The organism is Peteryoungia desertarenae (assembly GCF_005860795.2).
In the GTDB taxonomy this organism is placed as follows: Bacteria; Pseudomonadota; Alphaproteobacteria; order Rhizobiales; family Rhizobiaceae; genus Allorhizobium; species Allorhizobium desertarenae.
Window position 1 is genome coordinate 615,680 of record NZ_CP058350.1, and the last position, 17,887, is coordinate 633,566.

Sequence of the window (17,887 nt, forward strand, 5' to 3'; positions counted from 1 at the left end):
TCGCCTCAACCGGCGAGCGCGCGCGCAACAGCCTGACGAATATCCGGCAGGGCAAAGGGCTTGGAAACGACGTCGACGATTTTCGCCGCGAGATCATCTGCGCGTTCGCGCTGCTCGGCATAGCCCGTCATCAGCAGGATCTTGAGGGCGGGAAAGCTGGATGCAGCCTGATGGGCAAGTTCGATTCCGTCCATCACCGGCATGCGGATGTCCGATAGAAGCAGGTCGAAAGGCTCTTCCTTGAGCTTTTCTAGGCCTTCCGCACCATCGGCGGCCTCGCGCGTTTCATGACCGTCAAGGCGCAGGGCTCGGGCCACAAAGGAGCGCAGGGAATCTTCGTCTTCGGTAATCAGGATTCTCGCCATGATTGTCTGCACTCCCGTCTTTCATTCGGTGTCCCGGAGTGCAAATCACCAGCATTTCCTTTTCGATAGGTAAACGCGAGGGCTCCAGCAGACCCCTATGGTTAACAGGGTCTGATCAGAGAGAGGCAGAAACCAATGGATGCGAGAGGCTCAGGCGTCGCCGGTCACCACGCCAACAAAGGGAAGCTCACGGAAAGCATAAGCGACGTCCATGCCATAGCCGACAACGAAATAATCGGGGCATTCGAAACCGACGAAATCAGCCTCAAACACTTCTTTTCGCTTCACTTTCTTGTCGAGCAGTACGGCGATGCCGACATTGGCCGCGCCCCTCTCCAGCATCAGTTCCTTGGCGAAAACCAGAGTGCGGCCAGACTCCAGAATATCATCGATCAGGAGCACATTGCGCCCCTTCACATCGCTGTCGATGTCCTTGATGATTTTTACACCCTGCGACACAGTGCCCGTGCCATAGCTGGACAGGGTGATGAATTCGACCTCGGGCGCTATACCGACGGCATGAAGGGCACGAATGAGGTCAGCAGCAAAGATGAAGGAGCCCTTGAGGATCGCGATGACCAGCAAGTTGTCGCAAGGCCCCTTTGCAATCTCGGCAGCAATTGCGTGGTTGCGCTCGGCGATCTGTTCAGCCGTGTAAAGGGGTTCGATATTCTTTCCGCGGACAACGGGCATGATGGTCTCCTGGCACGGACCGCATGGGACCGCTCTGATTGGCCTGAAAGGCTGGCCATAACACAGTCAGGACGACGAGGCACCCGCGGCGTCGAAGGAAAGGCGGAGTTCCGGTGTTTTTCCACCAGGATGCTGCAGGCGCGCTGCAATTCCACGACTATGGCCACCGTCCAGGCGGTCCGTCGGCGCATCGATATAGGTGCTGGCAATCACCTGACCGTCGGTGACAAGATCGGCCCGCAGACGTGGAAGCGGGACGCTCCGGCTCGAACGGTTCTCGATGATTGCATTGACCAGCAGGACACGCATGCCATTGGCATCCTGCGGCGTGAGATTGACATGGGTGATGTCCAACACACGGCCTTGATCGACCGCCCCCTGCTGGCCGATGACGAGGGCTGGCACAAAGGCAAGCAGAACAAGCGCGATCGCAGCGGCAACCAGCCTCGAAAAGGCGCGTTCCGAGAGCGACTGAAGAGCAAGCTCTGCCTGCCGAAGCTGAGATCCCAACTCAGTCTGCAGGCGCTTTAACACCGGATATGCGCCCTGAGCCTGAGCCGCGGTGAAAGCCGGACGACCTTCGGGCTTTTGCTGTAACCCGTGGACACGCCTCGGCGACATTTTCTCGGCCGGTCGATCCCGCACAATGATATAATCGGCATCGATGACGTCGCCTACGGTTTGTCGCAGGGGCTTCTGTATGCGTCTGGAACGGTCCGGCGGCAGAAGATCCGCGCCGAGATCGTCGGCGTGTCTTTTGAAGCGGTGGACGGTCATGGGCCTGCCTTTCACACAGCCAATTTCGCAGCTCCGAAACTCGGCGGTTGAAACGAATCCCCTCAAGACGTAGATTCAAATGGTTAATGCTTAGGAAAGAAGCGCCCTCTCTGCGCGGTTTTCGCCGTCCGTTTACCGGTCGTTGAAGATATCCGTTTACGGGCCTCGGGTATCCATTTTTCAAGAACTGGGCTCAGCCGTTGATTCATTTTGAAAATGTCGGCCTGCGTTATGGAATGGGACCGGAGATCCTGCGGGATCTCACATTCGACATTCCCAAGCGCTCCTTCCAGTTTCTGACCGGCCCTTCGGGCGCTGGAAAGACAACCTTGCTGCGCCTTCTCTTCATGTCACTTCAACCGACCAGAGGCCTGATTCGTAGCTTTGGCCGCGATATCACCCGGATACCGCGCAACGAACTGCCCATGCTGCGCCGCCGTGTCGGCATCGTCTTCCAGGACTTCCGGCTACTCGACCACCTCACCACCTACGAGAACGTGGCGCTGCCACTGAGGGTGCGCGGCAAGGATGAGCAGACCTACCGGCGCGACGTGATCGAGCTGTTGAAGTGGGTCGGGCTCGGCGAGCGGATCAATGTCCTGCCGCCGGTTCTCTCCGGTGGTGAAAAGCAACGTGTGGCCATCGCCCGCGCCCTGATCGACAGACCGGAAATCCTGCTCGCGGACGAGCCCACCGGCAACGTCGACCCACCAATGGCGCGCCGGCTGCTCAACCTTTTCCTCGAACTCAACCGGCTCGGCACCGCCGTTGTGATTGCGACCCACGATCTCGGCCTGATGGACCAGATCGACGCGCGCCGGATGATCCTGACCGAAGGGCGGCTCGACATCTATGAGTGACGGGCGCGCACGGTCGATCAGCGAGCAGACACCACCGGCAAAACGGCGGGTGGAAATGGCCGTGCGCCCGACAGCACCCATCCTTCCTGCCTCCAACATCCAGGGCAATGCCTTGATGGTTGTGATCGCCATCATGGCCTTTCTCGCCTGCCTCACCCTCGGTGGCGTGTCCATGGTGCGCACAACGGCCGCCGGCTGGCAAAGCCAGATCTCGCGCGAAATCACCATCCAGATCAAGCCCGAAGAGGGGCTCGACATGAATGCCGCATTGACCAGAGCCAGGGAGGTGGCCCTGACCTTTGTCGGCACCACCGATGGCCGGATCATGGATGACAATGCGACCGCGAGGCTGCTGGAGCCCTGGCTCGGCACCGGTCTCGATCTGGAGGAACTGCCTGTTCCGCGCCTGGTGATCATCACCATCGACGAAAGCAATCCGCCAGATTTCGCCGCCATGCGCGAGCTGTTAAGGGTGGAGGTGCCGCAAGCCTTTCTCGATGACCATCGAACATGGGTCGACCGGCTCGTCCAGATGGCGAGGACCACGGTGCTGATCGGGTCCGGCATACTGATCCTCGTCTTCACCGCCATGGTGCTCACCGTGGTCTTTGCCACGCGTGGCGCCCTTTCCGGCAATCGCCACATCATCGAGGTCCTGCATTTCGTCGGCGCGGAGGGAAGCTATGTCGCGCGCGAATTCCAGCGCCATTTCCTGAAGATCAGCCTGAAGGGTGCGGCCACCGGCGGTTTCCTTGCAGCCATCTTCTTTGCAATCGCCGGCTTCTGGCAAAGCCGCTCGCTGGCAACACCGGAAAGCGATCAGGCAACGGCCCTTTTCGGGACGTTTTCGATCGGGTTGGGCGGCTATCTTGGCATCTTGGCCACCATCATCGTGATTGCCGCGCTGACCACATTGACGGCCCGCATAACCGTCATCAAGACCATTTACGAGATCGATCGCATCCGCTCCGATCCGGCCCGTTCGGACGGTCTACCGGACGAGTAAGCGGGCTTTTGGCTGTTGAATGCCACAAAGCCGCCTGTTGCGTATGGAAAAACCGCGCTATGCACGGACGATGACCATGGATCGCATGCTACGCAACAAGGACCCTGAACGGGTTCGACCTGTGCGGTCGAGCCAGGGACTGCTTTCGCGCCATGGTCTTCTGAGAAAGGCCCTGCATTACGGCGGCCTCGTCGTTCTTGCCGCCGGCGCCCTCCTGATCGCAGGATTCCTGCATTTTGCCGATTCCGTCACCAATCTGAAGCCGCAGAACAATCCCAAGGCGGATGCAATCGTGGTGTTGACCGGCGGATATCAGAGGATCGAACAGGCGATCGACCTGCTGCGCCAAGGTGCGGGTCAGCGGCTGCTGATCTCCGGGGTGAACCCGTCGACGACGGCCAACCAGATCCGCCGCGTCACACAAAGCTCGCCGGATCTCTTCGAATGCTGTGTCGACATCGGTTACGACGCCATCGACACCGTTGGAAACGCCAACGAGACGAGCCGCTGGATCAGAGAGCATGGCTATCGCTCGATCCTGATCGTCACCAGCAACTACCACATGCAGCGCAGCCTGATGGAATTGCGCAGGATCGACCGCGACACCGAGTTCATCCCTTATCCGGTGGTCAATGCGGATCTCAAGACAAGGGCCTGGTATGCCGAACCGGATGCGCTGCGCACTATGTTGTCGGAATATGGCAAGACGGTTATTGCCTATCTGCGCGGTCTGCTCGGTCTGCAGCTCAGCGAGGGATTGCGCGAGAAATCCGGCTAATGCCAGAGGGTTCGCGCAGCGATTCCGGTCTTTTTATCCCTGACTTTTTAGGTTAGGGACATGAGGAACTGTTCAGGAACCTCATAATCATGATCGCGTTGCGTTCGATACTTTTCAACACTGCCTTTTACAGCAACATGATCATTCGCATGATCATCCTGTTTCCCTACTACTTCCTCAGTCCGCGCAAGAAGGCGCTGAGCGTTCCCAAGGGCTGGGCGACGTCCTCCCACTGGCTGATGGAAAAGATCGTTGGCACAACCTTCACCATCGAGGGGCTGGAGAACATTCCGAAGGGCGGCTACATCCTCGCACCGAAGCACCAGTCTTTCTGGGATACATTCGCGCTCCTGCCCTGGCTGGACGATCCGGTTTACATCCTGAAGCGCGAGCTGATGTGGATACCGGTCTTCGGCTGGTATGTGGCCAAGCAGAAGATGATCCCCGTCGACCGTGGCGCCAAGGGCAAGGTGATGGCGGAAGTCCTCGAGCGCACCAAGGCCGAGATGCAGAAAGGGCGTCAGCTGATCATCTACCCGGAAGGAACGCGCCGTCCGCCTGGCGCGCCGCCGAGCTACAAATTCGGCATCGCGCGCCTTTACCGCGATCTCGACGTGCCGGTGGTGCCGGTTGCCATGCATCCGGGCCTCTTCTGGCCACGCCGCAAGTTCCTGCGGTTTCCCGGCCACTTCGTTGTCCGCATTCTGCCGCCGATTGCACCTGGTCTCGATGCCGATGCCTTTCACGAAAAGCTGATGCATGATCTTGAGGCGGCCAGTGATCAGTTGCTGATCGAGACAGCGGCAAACAATCCGGATCTGCCTTTACCGGAAACGGCGAGGGCGAGACTGGCAGAACTGGCCAAGGCTGGCTGAGCGTTTCGCCGGCGTCCGGCTGTCAGCGGTCGCGCCCGATTGTCTTCAGCGAATTGACGACGGATTCCAGCCAGTGATCGCGAATGCCCATCTCGCGCAGATGGGAAACGGTGTTGGCGACATAAACCGGATTGGGGCCCGACTGCCCGACCGCGCCTGCCACGACCTCGGCCGCCTCTTCGACCGTGATCGCTCCACCATATTGGGGATGGGCACGGTCAACGACATAGGTCAGCGCCCGGACCAGACGCCCATCGGCCAGTCGTACGCCGACCTCACGCTCCAGATAGACGCTGGTAACCAGCTCGCGTTCGCGAAGATAGGTGATCGTGTCATGCCGGGCTTGCTCTGGCACGCGAAAGGCGACCCCCCGGCACGAACCGCCCCGGTCGAGACCCAGGACCAGCCCCGGCCGCGCCGATGTTCCGCGATGTACATAGGAGCGTACACAGAGCGAGCGCCGGTAACCGGAGATGCGTGCCTGCTGCCGCTCGTCATAGGGGAAGCCCGGATTCCACATCAAAGATCCGTAGCCAAACACCCAAAATTCGTCCATATCGCACGTCAATCCGCTTCGAAGAATGCTGTTCTAATTCGGGAGCCTTCAAATGACAAAAGCAAACAGCGCGACTGAAAGTGTCATCAGCCGCAAGGTGCTTCGACTGGCTCTTTTCATCCTGCTTGGTATCGCTGTCTACAGTGTTGGATGGTATTTCGCAGCAGAATTCATTCGAAAGCAGATCATCGCCTTCATGTCGGGCGAAAACCCCTCTGCCGTCGTCGCTTCATGCGAGGACACGACGCTTGGCGGTTATCCCTTCCGCTTTCGCCTGAATTGCGCAAGCGTCACCATCGAGGATCATTATCAGGGCGTTTCGACCTCTTTCGGCGCGCTGCGCGCTGCAGCCCAGGTCTATGCGCCCGGCCACATCATATGGGAACTGGATGGACCGAGTGTCACCCGCTCCTCTCTTGGTTTTACCTCCACCGTCGACTGGTCCTCGCTGCAGTCGAGCCTCGTTCTGGCGACCGAAGGTGTTGATCGCAGCTCCGTCGAAGTGAAGGACGTAACGGCCACGGTCACCGCTCCGGCAAGCCCCGGTCCGGTCCGCTTGACGGCGCCGCATTTTGAAAGCCATGTCCGTCGGCAGGAGGGCAATCTCGATTTCGCCAGCCTCATCCGGGATGCCCAGATCACCTTGGGCTCGCCGGATGCCGGCAACCTGCTGGAGCTTCCGCCGCTCTCTTCCAGCATAGACGTGACGCTGACGGGCAAAGGCGCCCTGCTCGATCCTCGTGAAGCGCCGAAACAAAGTCTCTATGGAACCACAGGCCAGATCCGCCGCTTCGTGACCGACCTTGGCGAAGGGCGCGTGATGACCATTTCGGGTCCCATTGCCGTGGGCGAGGATGGGCTGGTCTCAGGCCAGTTGAATATCGAGATCGAAGGACTGGAGGGTTGGGCGACGACCGCCAAGCAACTCTATCCGGAACAGGGCGAGACCATCGATGATGCGATGAAGGTCCTGGCCATCCTCTTTGGCGGCCAGAACAACGGCAATGCACAACTCACCATCCGCGAAGGCAGAGTTTCGCTCGGCCTGATCCCGCTCGGACGCCTGCCGCCTCTTTGATGAACGGGAGCGGCGGAAAAGGGTTCAGGCGTCTGGACGCTGGCGCCCGAAATCGGGCACATCGACATCCTGGCCGGCCTCGATAATCGAGCGGCGGACGGCGCGCGTGCGGGTAAAGAGCTCCATCAGCTTGTCGCCTTCACCCCAGCGGATTGCCCTTTGCAGATAGGCCAGATCCTCGGAGAAACGGGCCAGCATTTCCAGGATCGCGTCCTTGTTGTGCAGGCAGACATCGCGCCACATGGTCGGATCGGATGCCGCAAGACGGGTAAAGTCGCGGAAGCCCGAAGCCGAATACTTGATGACTTCGGACTCCGTCACCGTCTCCAGATCATCCGCCGTGCCGACGATGTTATAGGCAATGATATGCGGCAGATGCGACACGATCGCCAGCACCTTGTCGTGATGCACGGCATCCATTTCGTCGACACGCGAGCCAAGCGCTTCCCAGAAATTGCGAAGACGCGCCAAGGCCTCCGGGTCCGTGTCGGGAAGTGGTGTGAAGATGCACCAGCGCCCCTTGAACAAACCGGCAAAACCGGCATCCGGGCCGGATTTTTCGGTACCCGCGAGTGGATGGCCCGGGATGAAGTGGACACCATCGGGCATATGCGGTGCCATCTGCGCAATAACCGACGCCTTGGTGGAGCCGACATCGGTCACGATTGCACCCGGCTTCAGGCGGGAGGCGATCTCCTGAGCGACAGCTTCGGATGCACCGACAGGAACCGAGACGACGACAAGATCGGCACCCTCGACCGCCTCTGCGGCAGATCCCGTATAAGAGCTACCGAGATCAAGTTCCTCGGCCCGCTTCAGCGTCTCGGCACTGCGGGTGGATATGACGACATGCTTTGCCAGGCCGAGCTTGCGGATGTCGCGCGCAATCGACGAGCCGATCAGACCGATGCCGATCAGCGCGATCCGGTCAAACAGAACTGCAGTCATCAGGAACGCCCCATGAAGGTGGTTAGCGCATCGATGACGCCGAGATTGGCCTCTTCCGAGCCGACCGACATGCGAAGGGCATTGTCGAAACCATAGCTCCTGACGGCACGGAGGACGTAGCCACGCGATGTCAGAAAATCATCGGCATCGGCAGCCCGCTTGCCATCCGTATCCGGGAAATGAATGAGGACGAAGTTGGCGACCGAAGGCGTGACCTTCAGTCCGAGCTGGGTGAACGCCTCGCTTAGTCGCTCGATCCAGTGAGTGTTATGATCCACCGCCTGACGAATGAAATCCTGGTCACGCATGGCAGCCGCACCGGCACTGATCGCCGGCGCATTGAGATTGAACGGTCCCCGGATACGGTTGAGCGCATCGATGATCTCGGCTGGCCCATAAGCCCAGCCGATGCGTAGCGCTGCAAGACCATAGGCCTTGGAGAAGGTACGCGTCATTACGACGTTGCGGCTCGTCGAGACCAGTTCGATACCGGCTTCATAATCGTTGCGCCGCACATATTCGGCATAGGCACCATCGAGAACCAGAATGACATGGGGCGGCAATGCCGCATGCAGACGACGGATTTCGCTCGCTGGCACATAGGTGCCGGTCGGATTGCCGGGATTGGCGATGAAGACGATCTTCGTCTTGTCGGTGACTGCAGCGAGAATGGCGTCGACATCCACCCGGCAGTCGTTTTCCTTGGCAACCACAGGCGTCGCGCCGCAGGCCATGATCTGGATCTTGTACACCAGAAATCCGTGCTCGGTGATGATGCCCTCGTCACCCGGACCGAGATAGACATGGCAGAGCAGCCCGAGCAGCTCGTCCGATCCATTGCCGCAGATGATGTTGGCTGCGTTCAACCCATGCACATCGGCTATGGCTTCGCGTAACAGCTTTGCCTGTCCGTCCGGATAGATTTCCAGATGCCCTGCGCTCTGCTTGAAGGCATCGAGCGCCTTGGGGCTCGGCCCGAGCGGCGTTTCATTCGAGGACAGCTTGAACACCCGCGCAACACCGGGGGCATGCTCCTTGCCGGGCACATAGGCTGCAATATCGAGAATACCCGGACGCGGCATAGGCTTTAGCGAGGCGCTGCTCATCAGACTGACTTCCTGTTCTGGAAAAGGACCGCTCAAAGGCCCCGGCGAAGGCTTTCGCAATAATGCGGAACAGCAAGTTTGTCGAGACTTTCGAGCCTTGCGGGGCTGATACCTATTCCCGCAGGCAAGCGCAGTTCAATAATCGCTGACATCCCAATGCAGGCGGCGATGCGGACCGACGCCGACGCGGGTTGTCGGAACGCCCTGTGGCGCAAGAACCGGCGCAAAGACGCGGCGCGACGCCCGAGCCGCAACGGGTAGCCCCTGATAAAGGCGCTTCTGCGCCTCAACGACTATGACACCGGAAAAGGCAGGCCAAAGCATACGGCCCACGCGCTCGAAACCACGCCGCAGCCTGAGAAGAGCGCGCAGCTTCGAAGGCGGGAAGAAGAGCGCTTCGGCACTGGCGCCTGGCGTAAAATTGGTTTCCCTGAGAAGGGCCGTCAGTTGGCCGCGCGAATAGGGTCGCCCGGAACCGAAGGGCGTATGCTCCATCCGTGCCCAGACGCCTCGGCGGTTTGGGACGACGATTACAAGTCGCCCGCCCGGCGCGAGCACGCGCCAGATCTCCTTCAGGCTCTCGCGCGGATTTTCAGCAAATTCCAGCGCGTGCACCATCAGGACCCGGTCAATTGAGGAATCCGGCAACGGCAATTCTTCCTCGAAGACAAGGGCTGTGGCTGACAATTCGCCGATCGGCCAGTTTACGGCCCCCTGCCCCGCGGGCATGAAGGCCATTGTTCGTTCGGTATCGGGGCGAAACCGATCCAGGAAGGGCGTGCAGTAGCCAAGGCCGACGAGCCGCTCCTGCGGCAGCTTGGCCCAGATCGACGACAGCGCCATGGCGATCGCCTGCTCCGCGACGCGTCCGAGCATGGAGTGATAAAACTGACGTAGATCGACAATATCAACGTGCATATGCACATTGTTAGCAGACAGAGATTGGACTTCAAAGCCGAACTCGTTACATTCGGGCAACCGACAAAGAAGGACCGTTTGACCGATGAAATCCCTCGAACTGGAAGTCTTTCTGTGCCGCAGCGACAATTTCGGCGTGCTGCTTCACAGCCCCGATACCGGACTCACGGCCTCGATAGATGCGCCGGAGCTGCAACCCATCCTGAATGCCTGCGAGCGCCGCGGCTGGACGCTGAGCCACATCTTCACGACCCATCATCATGGCGATCATGTGGAGGCAAACCTTGCTCTCAAAGAGCGGTTCGGTTGCGAAATCATCGGCCCGGTGAATGAAGCGATTGCCATTCCTGGCCTTGATCAGTCCGTTGGCGATGATGACGAGTTCCGGTTCGGCCCCCATAGGGTCAAGGTGATTGAGACACCCGGCCATACAGCAGGGCATATCTGTTATTATCTGCCGGACGACAGTCTGCTCTTTGCAGCCGACACCCTGTTTGCGCTGGGTTGCGGTCGCCTGTTCGAACGTCCCGCCAAGGACATGTGGCATTCGCTGCAGAAGCTTGCATCTTTGCCGGACGAGACGGTCGTCTATTTCGGCCACGAATACACGCTCTCCAACGCGCGCTTCGCTGTGACAATCGACCCGACCAACACAAGACTTCTGGCACGCGCCGACGATATCGAACGGCAGCGGGCGAAAGGACAGTTCACCATTCCGACGACGATCGGGCTGGAGAAGGAAACCAATCCCTTCCTGAGACCTTCGGATCCGGCCATCCGCAAGCATCTGCAGCTTGAGACTGCATCAAATGAGGATGTCTTTGCCGAAATCCGCAAGCGGAAAGACAATTTCAAATGAACGCAGCCGAGATTATCAAAACCCTTGGCATGCAGCGTCATCCCGAGGGTGGCTGGTATGTGGAAACCTATCGCGACGAAGAAGGTGGTAGCCGCGGCCACTCGACGGCGATCTATTATCTTCTCGAAGCCGGAGAGCGATCACACTGGCACAAGGTCAAGGACGCCTCCGAGGTCTGGCACTATTATGCCGGCGCGCCCCTTGCCCTGCATGCGTCGGCGGATGGTAAGATTGTCACGCGCCACGTGCTGGGCCCCGACCTCGCGAAAGGCGAACGCCCTCAGGTCGTGATCCGGGCTGACGAGTGGCAGTCTGCCGAAAGCCTCGGGGATTTCACGCTTGTGGGCTGCACGGTGGCACCGGGCTTTTCCTTTGACGCCTTCGAGATGGCGCCGCCGGACTGGCAGCCGGGCGGCTGACTACGGGTTGGACAAAGACCAGGCAAGCAGCAGCTGGCCCGGGTAATAGGTTGCCCAGACGAGATTGGAAGCGATCATGTGGAGAGCCGGGGTGTCGGGCAGTGTAAACTTGCGCAAGACCAGGATGATGTCAGACACGATGAACAGTGCCATGCCGACAAAGACCAAGGGATTGCGCACGGACAGGCTGAACAGCGCTACGGCGAAGAAGACCAGCACGTAAAGTGCAAGAGCCGGTGCCGCACTGCCTGCAGGTCGCCAGATGTGAGCGAGGATTGCAAGCGTGAAGGCGGCAAGGAAAAGACCGGTCGCCGGTCGCCACCATTCCTCGATGAAGAGAGAAAGATCGGACTGCGGGTACAGCAGTGCCGCATAACAGAAATGACCGAAAAGGAACGCAACAAGGCCGCGCAGGAAAGCAGGCTTTCCATCATAGGCCAGAAAGGCATCGCCAAGCGCGCCGAAAAGGAGTGCGGCGACGAGAAGCGGAGACTGGCCAAGAAGCAAGACATAGAGGGCCAGCAAGAGAACCGGCAATGTTTTCCACGCGGCGCGCATGTGGCTCCTGGGCCGCGACAAGACCAGGAAATAACTCACGCCACCCGTAATCGACAGGGCCAGTATAGTGGTCGCAGACATTCACACCTGCCATCCTTGAACGCGTGCAACAAGCGGCAGAACTCGGCCCCCTTGGGACTACGTTCTTTGGCTGTGCCGGAAGATCATATCCTTGGCCGCGAGTGCTGCGCCACCCGTGATCAGCAGGCATGCGAGTCCAATTCTGACACTAAGCTCTCCAAACCCAAAAATGATCAGAAGAATGGTCGAGAGAAGCGGTGCCGCATAGCTGGAGGCGCCCAGGATCTGGATATCGCCGTTCTTTACCCCATAGTCCCAGACATAGAAGGCAGCACCAACCGGCAGGAGACCAAGCCCGGCAACGGCCAGCCATTCGAGCGCGGATACAGGCCAGACCGTCTGCTCGAGAAAAACATGGCAGACCAGCGAAAGCGCGGACGTGGCAAGGCAAAAGCCAGTCACCACATCGGTCGAAACCGCCTCGAACCGTCGGCTGAGCAGGGAGTAGGCAGCCCAGGTGAAGGCGCAGAGGAAGGCGGCGCCATATCCGAGGGCATAACGCGGATCGAAGGCGACGCCTTCGCGGGCAACAATCAGGAAGGTACCGGCAAGGCCGGCGAGAGCGCCGGCCAAGTGATACCACCGCAGCTTTTCGCCGGGCAGCAGTGCCGAGCCTACGACGATCAGCAGCGGCCAGAGATAGGCGATGAGCCCCGCCTCGACAGCCGGCGCATTTCGAAGTGCCGTGAAATAGAGGAAGTGATAGCCGAACAGTCCGCCGATCCCGACGAACCAGACCTTTGCAGGCTGACGCAAGTCCTTCAGCCGGGACGGATCGCGGGCAAAGATGAAAAGACCAGGCAGGCTACCGATGGCAAAGGCAATGGCCGAGAGCTGGAAAGGTGGCATTTGACCCGATGCCGCCGTCATCAGAGCGAGAAAGGACCACATCAGGATGGCGGTAAACCCGATCAGCGTTGCCCGCGTCTTCATTTGACCCTCCCTCCAGAAATCATTGGCAGGAAGGCCTTCAAACCCTACCCATCAAAGCGTGTGGCGGAGATGAAAACGGTCCCGTAGCGCGTGGGGATACGCGCATAGACGGGAGCGTATAACTGGAGCTGTGCTGTCCTTGCAAATGCGATTTCGATGTCGTCGATCGATTTCAGATATTCGATATCCTTGCGGCCCTGGCGATAGCCCGAGCGTGGCACATAACGGACACCACAGACGGTCACATCGCCCTTGAAACCGCCGGTGTTCTGGCTGCGCTGATTTTTCGGCGACAGAACGAGATCGATGCGGCTTTCGCCATCATAGATGGCAATGGTGCGCCGACAGATATCGCCCTGATCGGAAATCAGCAGGGCTCCGATTGGATCAAGGACCCCCTTGAGATCGGCTTCGGTTACCGGAACCCAGCTTTCGGGACGTGGTTTTGGCGGCGGCGTGACCGTTGTGCTCACGGCAACCCCATCGCGAAAGGCAACCTCATAGGTGCTTTCCTTGCGACCATTGCGATAGAGGAGTTCGTAGCGTTCAGCAGCCAGTGTTCCATTGACATGGCGACCGCTGACACGCGATTTCGCCGAGATATCTCTGACCATGTCGGCAAGACCGACAGCCTGGAACTGTCCGTCGATCTCATAGCGACCATCCTTGATCCGCGTTTCGAACGAAAGCTTGGCAATCGGCAGGACCCCAAGCGCAACGGAGTAGGATGACTGGGAGCGAATTTCAGTCGCCTGTAGCGGCTGATACTGGGACAGGAAGAGGGCAGCAACCAGTAACCGAAGACGCACGATGAGAACCCCATGGAAGCAAGGCGGCCAGTTTGGACAACCAGCTGTATCCTTGCTGTCGACTATGGCAACAAAATAGCGCGGATGGCAGAGGCCGGTCTACAAAATCCAAGGATTGGCTTGACGTGCGGGCCGAGCCTGACTATAGAACCGCAACTTTCCAATCAAGCGCTGTTGGATTGCCTGACCGGCATTTGCCCGGAAGCAATGCGATGGCCTAAGAAAAATAGGTGTACCATGTCCCGCAGTTGCGAATTGACCGGCAAGGGCGTCCAGACGGGCAACAATGTGAGCCACGCCAACAACAAGACCAAGCGCAAGTTCCTGCCGAACCTGTGCGACGTTACGCTGATCTCGGACGTTCTCGGCCAGCGCTACCGTCTGCGCGTTTCCGCTGCTGCCCTGCGCACGGTTGAACATCGCGGTGGTCTTGACGCGTTCCTGCTGAAGTCCAGCGAAACCGAACTGAGCATGCGCGCCCGCCTGCTGCGCCGCCAGATCGTCAAGAAGACCGCCGAAGCCGCTTAATCAGCGCCTTTGAGCCCTTCTATCAAGGCTTGGCCGGACCTCCGGACAAGCCTTTTCGTTTGAGTTGAGATTGGCCAGCCGAAAGAAACCTCAAGTCTGGCCGATCTGTTCCGTTCCTCCAACTGGTGGCATCACCCAGGATAAAAAAATGCTCATGAAGACTCATTTCATCGCCTATAGCCTGTTGATGACAACGATTGTCGTTGCATCCAACTTCCTCGTCCAGTTTCCGCTGAGCGGCACGCTGGCCGGTATCAGCCTTGGCGACCTCCTCACCTATGGTGCTTTCACCTACCCGATCGCCTTCCTGATCACCGATCTGACCAACCGTCAGTTCGGACCCTCGGCTGCGCGCAAGGTGGTACTGGTCGGCTTCGTGGTTGGCGTGATCCTGTCCGTGATTCTTGCAAGTCCGCGCATCGCTATCGCGTCCGGTACGGCTTTCCTCGTGGGTCAGCTGCTCGACATCGCGATCTTCAATCGGCTGCGCGCTGCCAGCTGGTGGAAGGCTCCCCTGCTCGGATCGCTGCTCGGCTCTATCCTTGATACGGCAATCTTCTTCGCGCTGGCTTTTGCTCCGGCTTTCTTCCTGTTGGGTCCGAACGACGATTTCGCGATCGCCTGGGCGCCGCTCCTCGGGATCTTCGCAACAGAAGCACCGCGCTGGATTTCCTGGGCGCTCGGCGACCTGACGGTGAAGATGCTGGTCGGATTTGCGATGCTCTTGCCCTATGGCGCACTGCTGAGCATCATCAAGCCCATGCCGCAGAGCAGAGCCTTGTAGTCCTTAGGTCATTCTTCCCGGAGGCCTGCCGCGTCTCCGGGATCATCTTTCCAGTCGAAATTCCAGCATGAGCGTACGCTGCAAAAGCGAATGGTTATCATCCGAGACCAGGGTCAGACGCACGGAACCGTCATCCGCCGACCGTGCATCAATCCCCTCCATATTGTCGATCTGCGACGCGTGATCCGCCTCCAGGATCACTTCGCCATCGACAATGGCACCCGGACGGATGGCATCCGCTGCAATGCGCCGAAGCCGCATGGCAACGCCGGTGGAGATGGCAAAACGACGCTCGAGCAGAACAAGGTCACCGTTTGGCAGAAATACGCCATCGGTTATGTCGAAACCATCGCGTGGACGCACACGGAATTCGCCTTGTAGCGATCCGTCCAGGATCCCCGCGATATTGTTGCCGTTCTGGTCGACGCTTTTTTCAGAGATCGCAACGAGGGCCGGCCCAAGCACACTTTCTGACGGCGCAACCACAAGCGTTTCCAGCCCGCCATTGTTTCTGAGTGCGCCCGTGTCGAAGGGAAGCGCCAGCGGCGCGGATGGGCGAGCCTCGTGCAGCGCTGAAACGGGTGCATATTGCACAACCCTGTGCCGCTGCTCGAAACCGACATAGACCTCACCATCCCTCAGGGCAAGACTTTCGGCATCAACCAGCATCTTGCGGCTCTCGCGACCGGACTCATCGAGCATTGCGGCAAGACTGACGCCATCCAAGCCGATGAGCCGGCCATCAGGGTCACGACGAGCAGTGCCCTCAATCCAGTAGCCGGTATCGAAGATGCCGAGAAAGCGATCGTCGGCAAGAAAGCGAAAGGAGGAGAAGGCACCGAACAACGGTTCGTCGGAAGAAAGTTCAAGCCCGCCCACAAAGGTTAGGCCCGGCGCAAGCGTGGCACTACCGCCAAAGGCGCTGATCACCTCAGCCTCGACGACAATCGGCAGGGCTTCTCCAGCCACCAGTTCCGACTTCTGGCAGGCGGTGAGAGCAACAAGCGAAACCATACCAAGCGCCATCAGGCCCCGGTCTCTCAAGGCCCTCTTAGGCACGGCGACGACGCCCCGCACCTTGACCGAACGAGCTCCTCTCTTCAAAGAGAGCGGCCAGCTGCTCGGTCATGGCACCCGCCAGTTCATCGGCATCGACGATGGTGACGGCACGCTGGTAATAGCGCGTCACGTCATGGCCGATACCGATGGCCAGCAATTCCACCGGCGAGCGCGTCTCGATCTGCTCGATGACAGCACGCAGATGCCGCTCTAGGTAATTGCCGGGATTGACCGACAATGTCGAGTCATCCACCGGCGCACCATCGGAAATCATCATCAGGATCTTGCGCTGTTCCCGCCGGGCGACGAGACGGTTATGCGCCCACATCAGCGCTTCACCGTCGATGTTTTCCTTCAACAGGCCTTCGCGCATCATCAGGCCGAGATTGCGCCGCGCACGCCGCCAGGGCGCATCGGCGGACTTGTAGACAATGTGGCGCAGATCATTCAGGCGTCCAGGTGCCGGCGGCTTGCCGCCAGCGAGCCATTTCTCCCTCGACTGGCCGCCCTTCCAGGCCTTGGTGGTAAAGCCGAGGATCTCAACCTTGACGCCACAGCGTTCGAGCGTACGGGCGAGAATATCGGCGCAAGACGCGGCAACCGTGATCGGTCGACCACGCATCGAGCCGGAATTGTCGATGACCAGCGTCACGACGGTATCGCGGAACTTGGTGTCCTTCTCCTTCTTGAAGGAGAGTGGCTGCATCGGATCGATGATCATGCGCGTCAGCCGCGCGGGGTCCAGATAACCTTCTTCAAGGTCGAAGTCCCAGGACCGGTTCTGCTGCGCCATCAGGCGGCGCTGGAGCCGGTTCGCCAAGCGCCCGACAGCACCCTGGAGGTGCGCAAGCTGCTTGTCCAGGAAAGCCCGTAGCCGGTCCAGTTCGGCCTCGTCACACAACTCTTCAGCCGTGATGATTTCATCGAATTCCTGGGTGAAGATACGGTAGTCGACCTTCTCGTTGAAATCGTCGAAGGGGCTCGCCGGGCGGCGCATCTCGCCGGGGGTCTCGCTGTCGTCATCGCCCTCGTCCGACATGTCTTCGTCAGACATCTCGGCACCGTCCATCTCACCGTCTTCAAGCTGCTCCTGAGAACTCTCGCTTTCCTCAGCGGGCGCTGATTCCTGTCCGGCTTCCTCTTCGGCGGTTTCCTGCTCCTGTTCACCGCTGCGAGGCTGCTCCTCGTCGGTTGTCTCGTCGTCGCTGCCCTCTTCCGGGTCCTCACCGATATCCTCGGCCATCTCCAGCGCGCTCAGCATATGGCGGATCTCGCGCGCAAAGGCGTTTTGATCATTCATTGTGGCTTCGAGGTTATCAAGGCTGTTGCCCGCCTTGTCCTCAATGAAGCCGCGCCACAGATCAAGCACCTTGCCTGCAGTCTCCGGTGGCTTTTCACCGGTCAGCTTCTCGCGCACAAGCATGGCAACCGCTTCCTGCAGCGGTGCATCCTCCTGGCGCGAGATCGTGCTGAAATTCGCTTTGGCATATTTCTCGGTGTTCATCGACCGGATGTTCGCTGCCATGCCGGGCATTCGCCTGGTCCCGATCGATTCAACCCGGGCCTGTTCAACGGCATCGAAAACCGAACGGGCATCGGCACCTTGCGGCGCCATCGATGCGTGGATCTTCTGGTCATGACAGGCAAGGCGCAGGGCCATACTGTCACCTAGCCCGCGAGTGACCGCCAGCTCATGGGCCGTTGGACGCTTTGAAAGCTCTGGCAAGCGGACACGGTCGCCGGCGAGACCCGGACGTTCATTGGCGAAAACGACTTCCACTTCGCCATTGCCGGCCACCGCCCGGACGCAGCCGGTGATGGCGCGGCGCATCGGTTCGGTATCGACCCCGCCACCCGGTTTGGCCCTCGAATTATCGCCGCGACCTGCCATGCCTAT

The 17,887-nt window shown here is 59.6% G+C and carries 21 protein-coding genes; 9 read left to right on the plus strand and 12 right to left on the minus strand.

The window, feature by feature from the left end:
• Nucleotides 1-5 precede the first annotated feature (5 nt).
• The 3 genes from FE840_RS02895 to FE840_RS02905 all read right to left on the minus strand — a co-directional run bounded on the left by FE840_RS02895 (nt 6) and on the right by FE840_RS02905 (nt 1,835).
• Nucleotides 6-365 carry a response regulator gene (locus FE840_RS02895; RefSeq protein WP_138287329.1) on the minus strand — a complete coding sequence of 120 codons (360 nt, stop codon included), beginning with the start codon at nt 363-365 and terminating at the stop codon, nt 6-8.
• Between the two features lie 150 nt (nt 366-515).
• A complete protein-coding gene (hpt, locus tag FE840_RS02900) occupies nt 516-1,058 on the minus strand; it encodes a hypoxanthine phosphoribosyltransferase (RefSeq protein WP_138287328.1) in 543 nt (180 codons plus the stop codon).
• Between the two features lie 66 nt (nt 1,059-1,124).
• Nucleotides 1,125-1,835, minus strand: coding sequence for a DUF3426 domain-containing protein (locus tag FE840_RS02905; protein ID WP_138287327.1), 711 nt, complete (start codon nt 1,833-1,835; stop codon nt 1,125-1,127).
• A 200-nt stretch (nt 1,836-2,035) separates the two neighbouring features.
• On the opposite strand from FE840_RS02905, the gene ftsE reads away from it, so the two are divergent.
• The 4 genes from ftsE (at nt 2,036) to FE840_RS02925 (ending at nt 5,354) form a co-directional block, all read left to right on the plus strand.
• Nucleotides 2,036-2,695 (plus strand): cell division ATP-binding protein FtsE, encoded by a 660-nt coding sequence (gene ftsE / locus FE840_RS02910; protein WP_171033693.1) that lies wholly within the window; start codon nt 2,036-2,038, stop codon nt 2,693-2,695.
• Nucleotides 2,688-3,701 (plus strand): cell division protein FtsX, encoded by a 1,014-nt coding sequence (locus FE840_RS02915; protein ID WP_138287325.1) that lies wholly within the window; start codon nt 2,688-2,690, stop codon nt 3,699-3,701. The genes ftsE and FE840_RS02915 overlap by 8 nt, the downstream gene beginning before the upstream one ends.
• Nucleotides 3,702-3,771: 70 nt before the next feature.
• Complete coding sequence (locus tag FE840_RS02920; protein WP_171033698.1) at nt 3,772-4,479, plus strand: YdcF family protein; 708 nt, start codon at nt 3,772-3,774, stop codon at nt 4,477-4,479.
• 89 nt (nt 4,480-4,568) lie between these two features.
• Complete coding sequence (locus tag FE840_RS02925; protein WP_138287324.1) at nt 4,569-5,354, plus strand: lysophospholipid acyltransferase family protein; 786 nt, start codon at nt 4,569-4,571, stop codon at nt 5,352-5,354.
• 22 nt (nt 5,355-5,376) lie between these two features.
• On the opposite strand, the gene FE840_RS02930 is transcribed toward FE840_RS02925, so the two are convergent.
• Nucleotides 5,377-5,910: a gamma-glutamylcyclotransferase gene (locus FE840_RS02930; RefSeq protein WP_138287323.1), complete on the minus strand. Its 534-nt coding sequence runs from the start codon at nt 5,908-5,910 to the stop codon at nt 5,377-5,379.
• A gap of 52 nt (nt 5,911-5,962) precedes the next feature.
• Here FE840_RS02930 and FE840_RS02935 point away from each other — a divergent pair, with 52 nt between their 5' ends.
• Nucleotides 5,963-6,988, plus strand: a complete 1,026-nt coding sequence (locus FE840_RS02935; protein WP_138287322.1) for a DUF2125 domain-containing protein — start codon at nt 5,963-5,965, stop codon at nt 6,986-6,988.
• Between the two features lie 24 nt (nt 6,989-7,012).
• Here FE840_RS02935 and FE840_RS02940 read toward each other — a convergent pair whose 3' ends face one another.
• The 3 genes from FE840_RS02940 to FE840_RS02950 all read right to left on the minus strand — a co-directional run bounded on the left by FE840_RS02940 (nt 7,013) and on the right by FE840_RS02950 (nt 9,960).
• Entirely contained in the window at nt 7,013-7,936 is a 924-nt protein-coding gene (locus FE840_RS02940; protein WP_138287321.1) for a prephenate/arogenate dehydrogenase family protein, read from the minus strand.
• Nucleotides 7,936-9,042 carry a histidinol-phosphate transaminase gene (gene hisC / locus FE840_RS02945; protein WP_138287320.1) on the minus strand — a complete coding sequence of 369 codons (1,107 nt, stop codon included), beginning with the start codon at nt 9,040-9,042 and terminating at the stop codon, nt 7,936-7,938. Before hisC ends, FE840_RS02940 begins: the two co-directional genes overlap by 1 nt.
• A gap of 135 nt (nt 9,043-9,177) precedes the next feature.
• Entirely contained in the window at nt 9,178-9,960 is a 783-nt protein-coding gene (locus FE840_RS02950; protein WP_138287319.1) for a class I SAM-dependent methyltransferase, read from the minus strand.
• Between the two features lie 85 nt (nt 9,961-10,045).
• Between FE840_RS02950 and gloB the strand changes: the two genes are divergently transcribed.
• Nucleotides 10,046-10,819, plus strand: a complete 774-nt coding sequence (gloB, locus tag FE840_RS02955) for a hydroxyacylglutathione hydrolase (RefSeq protein ID WP_138287318.1) — start codon at nt 10,046-10,048, stop codon at nt 10,817-10,819.
• On the plus strand, nt 10,816-11,238 hold the full coding sequence (locus FE840_RS02960) for a cupin domain-containing protein (protein WP_138287317.1): 423 nt from the start codon (nt 10,816-10,818) through the stop codon (nt 11,236-11,238). Before gloB ends, FE840_RS02960 begins: the two co-directional genes overlap by 4 nt.
• Here the strand turns inward: FE840_RS02960 and FE840_RS02965 are convergent, their stop codons facing one another.
• From FE840_RS02965 to FE840_RS02975, 3 genes are read right to left on the minus strand one after another with little or no spacing between them, the layout of a single operon-like run.
• A complete protein-coding gene (locus tag FE840_RS02965) occupies nt 11,239-11,877 on the minus strand; it encodes a lysoplasmalogenase family protein (protein WP_138287316.1) in 639 nt (212 codons plus the stop codon).
• Between the two features lie 57 nt (nt 11,878-11,934).
• Nucleotides 11,935-12,810, minus strand: a complete 876-nt coding sequence (yddG, locus tag FE840_RS02970; RefSeq protein ID WP_138287315.1) for an aromatic amino acid exporter YddG — start codon at nt 12,808-12,810, stop codon at nt 11,935-11,937.
• A gap of 44 nt (nt 12,811-12,854) precedes the next feature.
• On the minus strand, nt 12,855-13,619 hold the full coding sequence (locus tag FE840_RS02975) for a DUF3108 domain-containing protein (protein ID WP_138287314.1): 765 nt from the start codon (nt 13,617-13,619) through the stop codon (nt 12,855-12,857).
• Between the two features lie 237 nt (nt 13,620-13,856).
• On the opposite strand from FE840_RS02975, the gene rpmB reads away from it, so the two are divergent.
• Complete coding sequence (gene rpmB, locus FE840_RS02980) at nt 13,857-14,147, plus strand: 50S ribosomal protein L28 (RefSeq protein WP_138287313.1); 291 nt, start codon at nt 13,857-13,859, stop codon at nt 14,145-14,147.
• A gap of 148 nt (nt 14,148-14,295) precedes the next feature.
• Nucleotides 14,296-14,931, plus strand: a complete 636-nt coding sequence (locus FE840_RS02985; protein WP_138287312.1) for a VUT family protein — start codon at nt 14,296-14,298, stop codon at nt 14,929-14,931.
• A 42-nt stretch (nt 14,932-14,973) separates the two neighbouring features.
• Here FE840_RS02985 and FE840_RS02990 read toward each other — a convergent pair whose 3' ends face one another.
• Both FE840_RS02990 and cobT read right to left on the minus strand, forming a co-directional pair.
• Nucleotides 14,974-15,975: an esterase-like activity of phytase family protein gene (locus FE840_RS02990; RefSeq protein ID WP_246318838.1), complete on the minus strand. Its 1,002-nt coding sequence runs from the start codon at nt 15,973-15,975 to the stop codon at nt 14,974-14,976.
• A 7-nt stretch (nt 15,976-15,982) separates the two neighbouring features.
• The gene (gene cobT / locus FE840_RS02995; protein WP_138287310.1) at nt 15,983-17,881 is read right to left on the minus strand and encodes a cobaltochelatase subunit CobT; all 1,899 of its coding nucleotides are present in this window, start codon (nt 17,879-17,881) and stop codon (nt 15,983-15,985) included.
• Between the last annotated feature and the right edge of the window lie 6 nt (nt 17,882-17,887).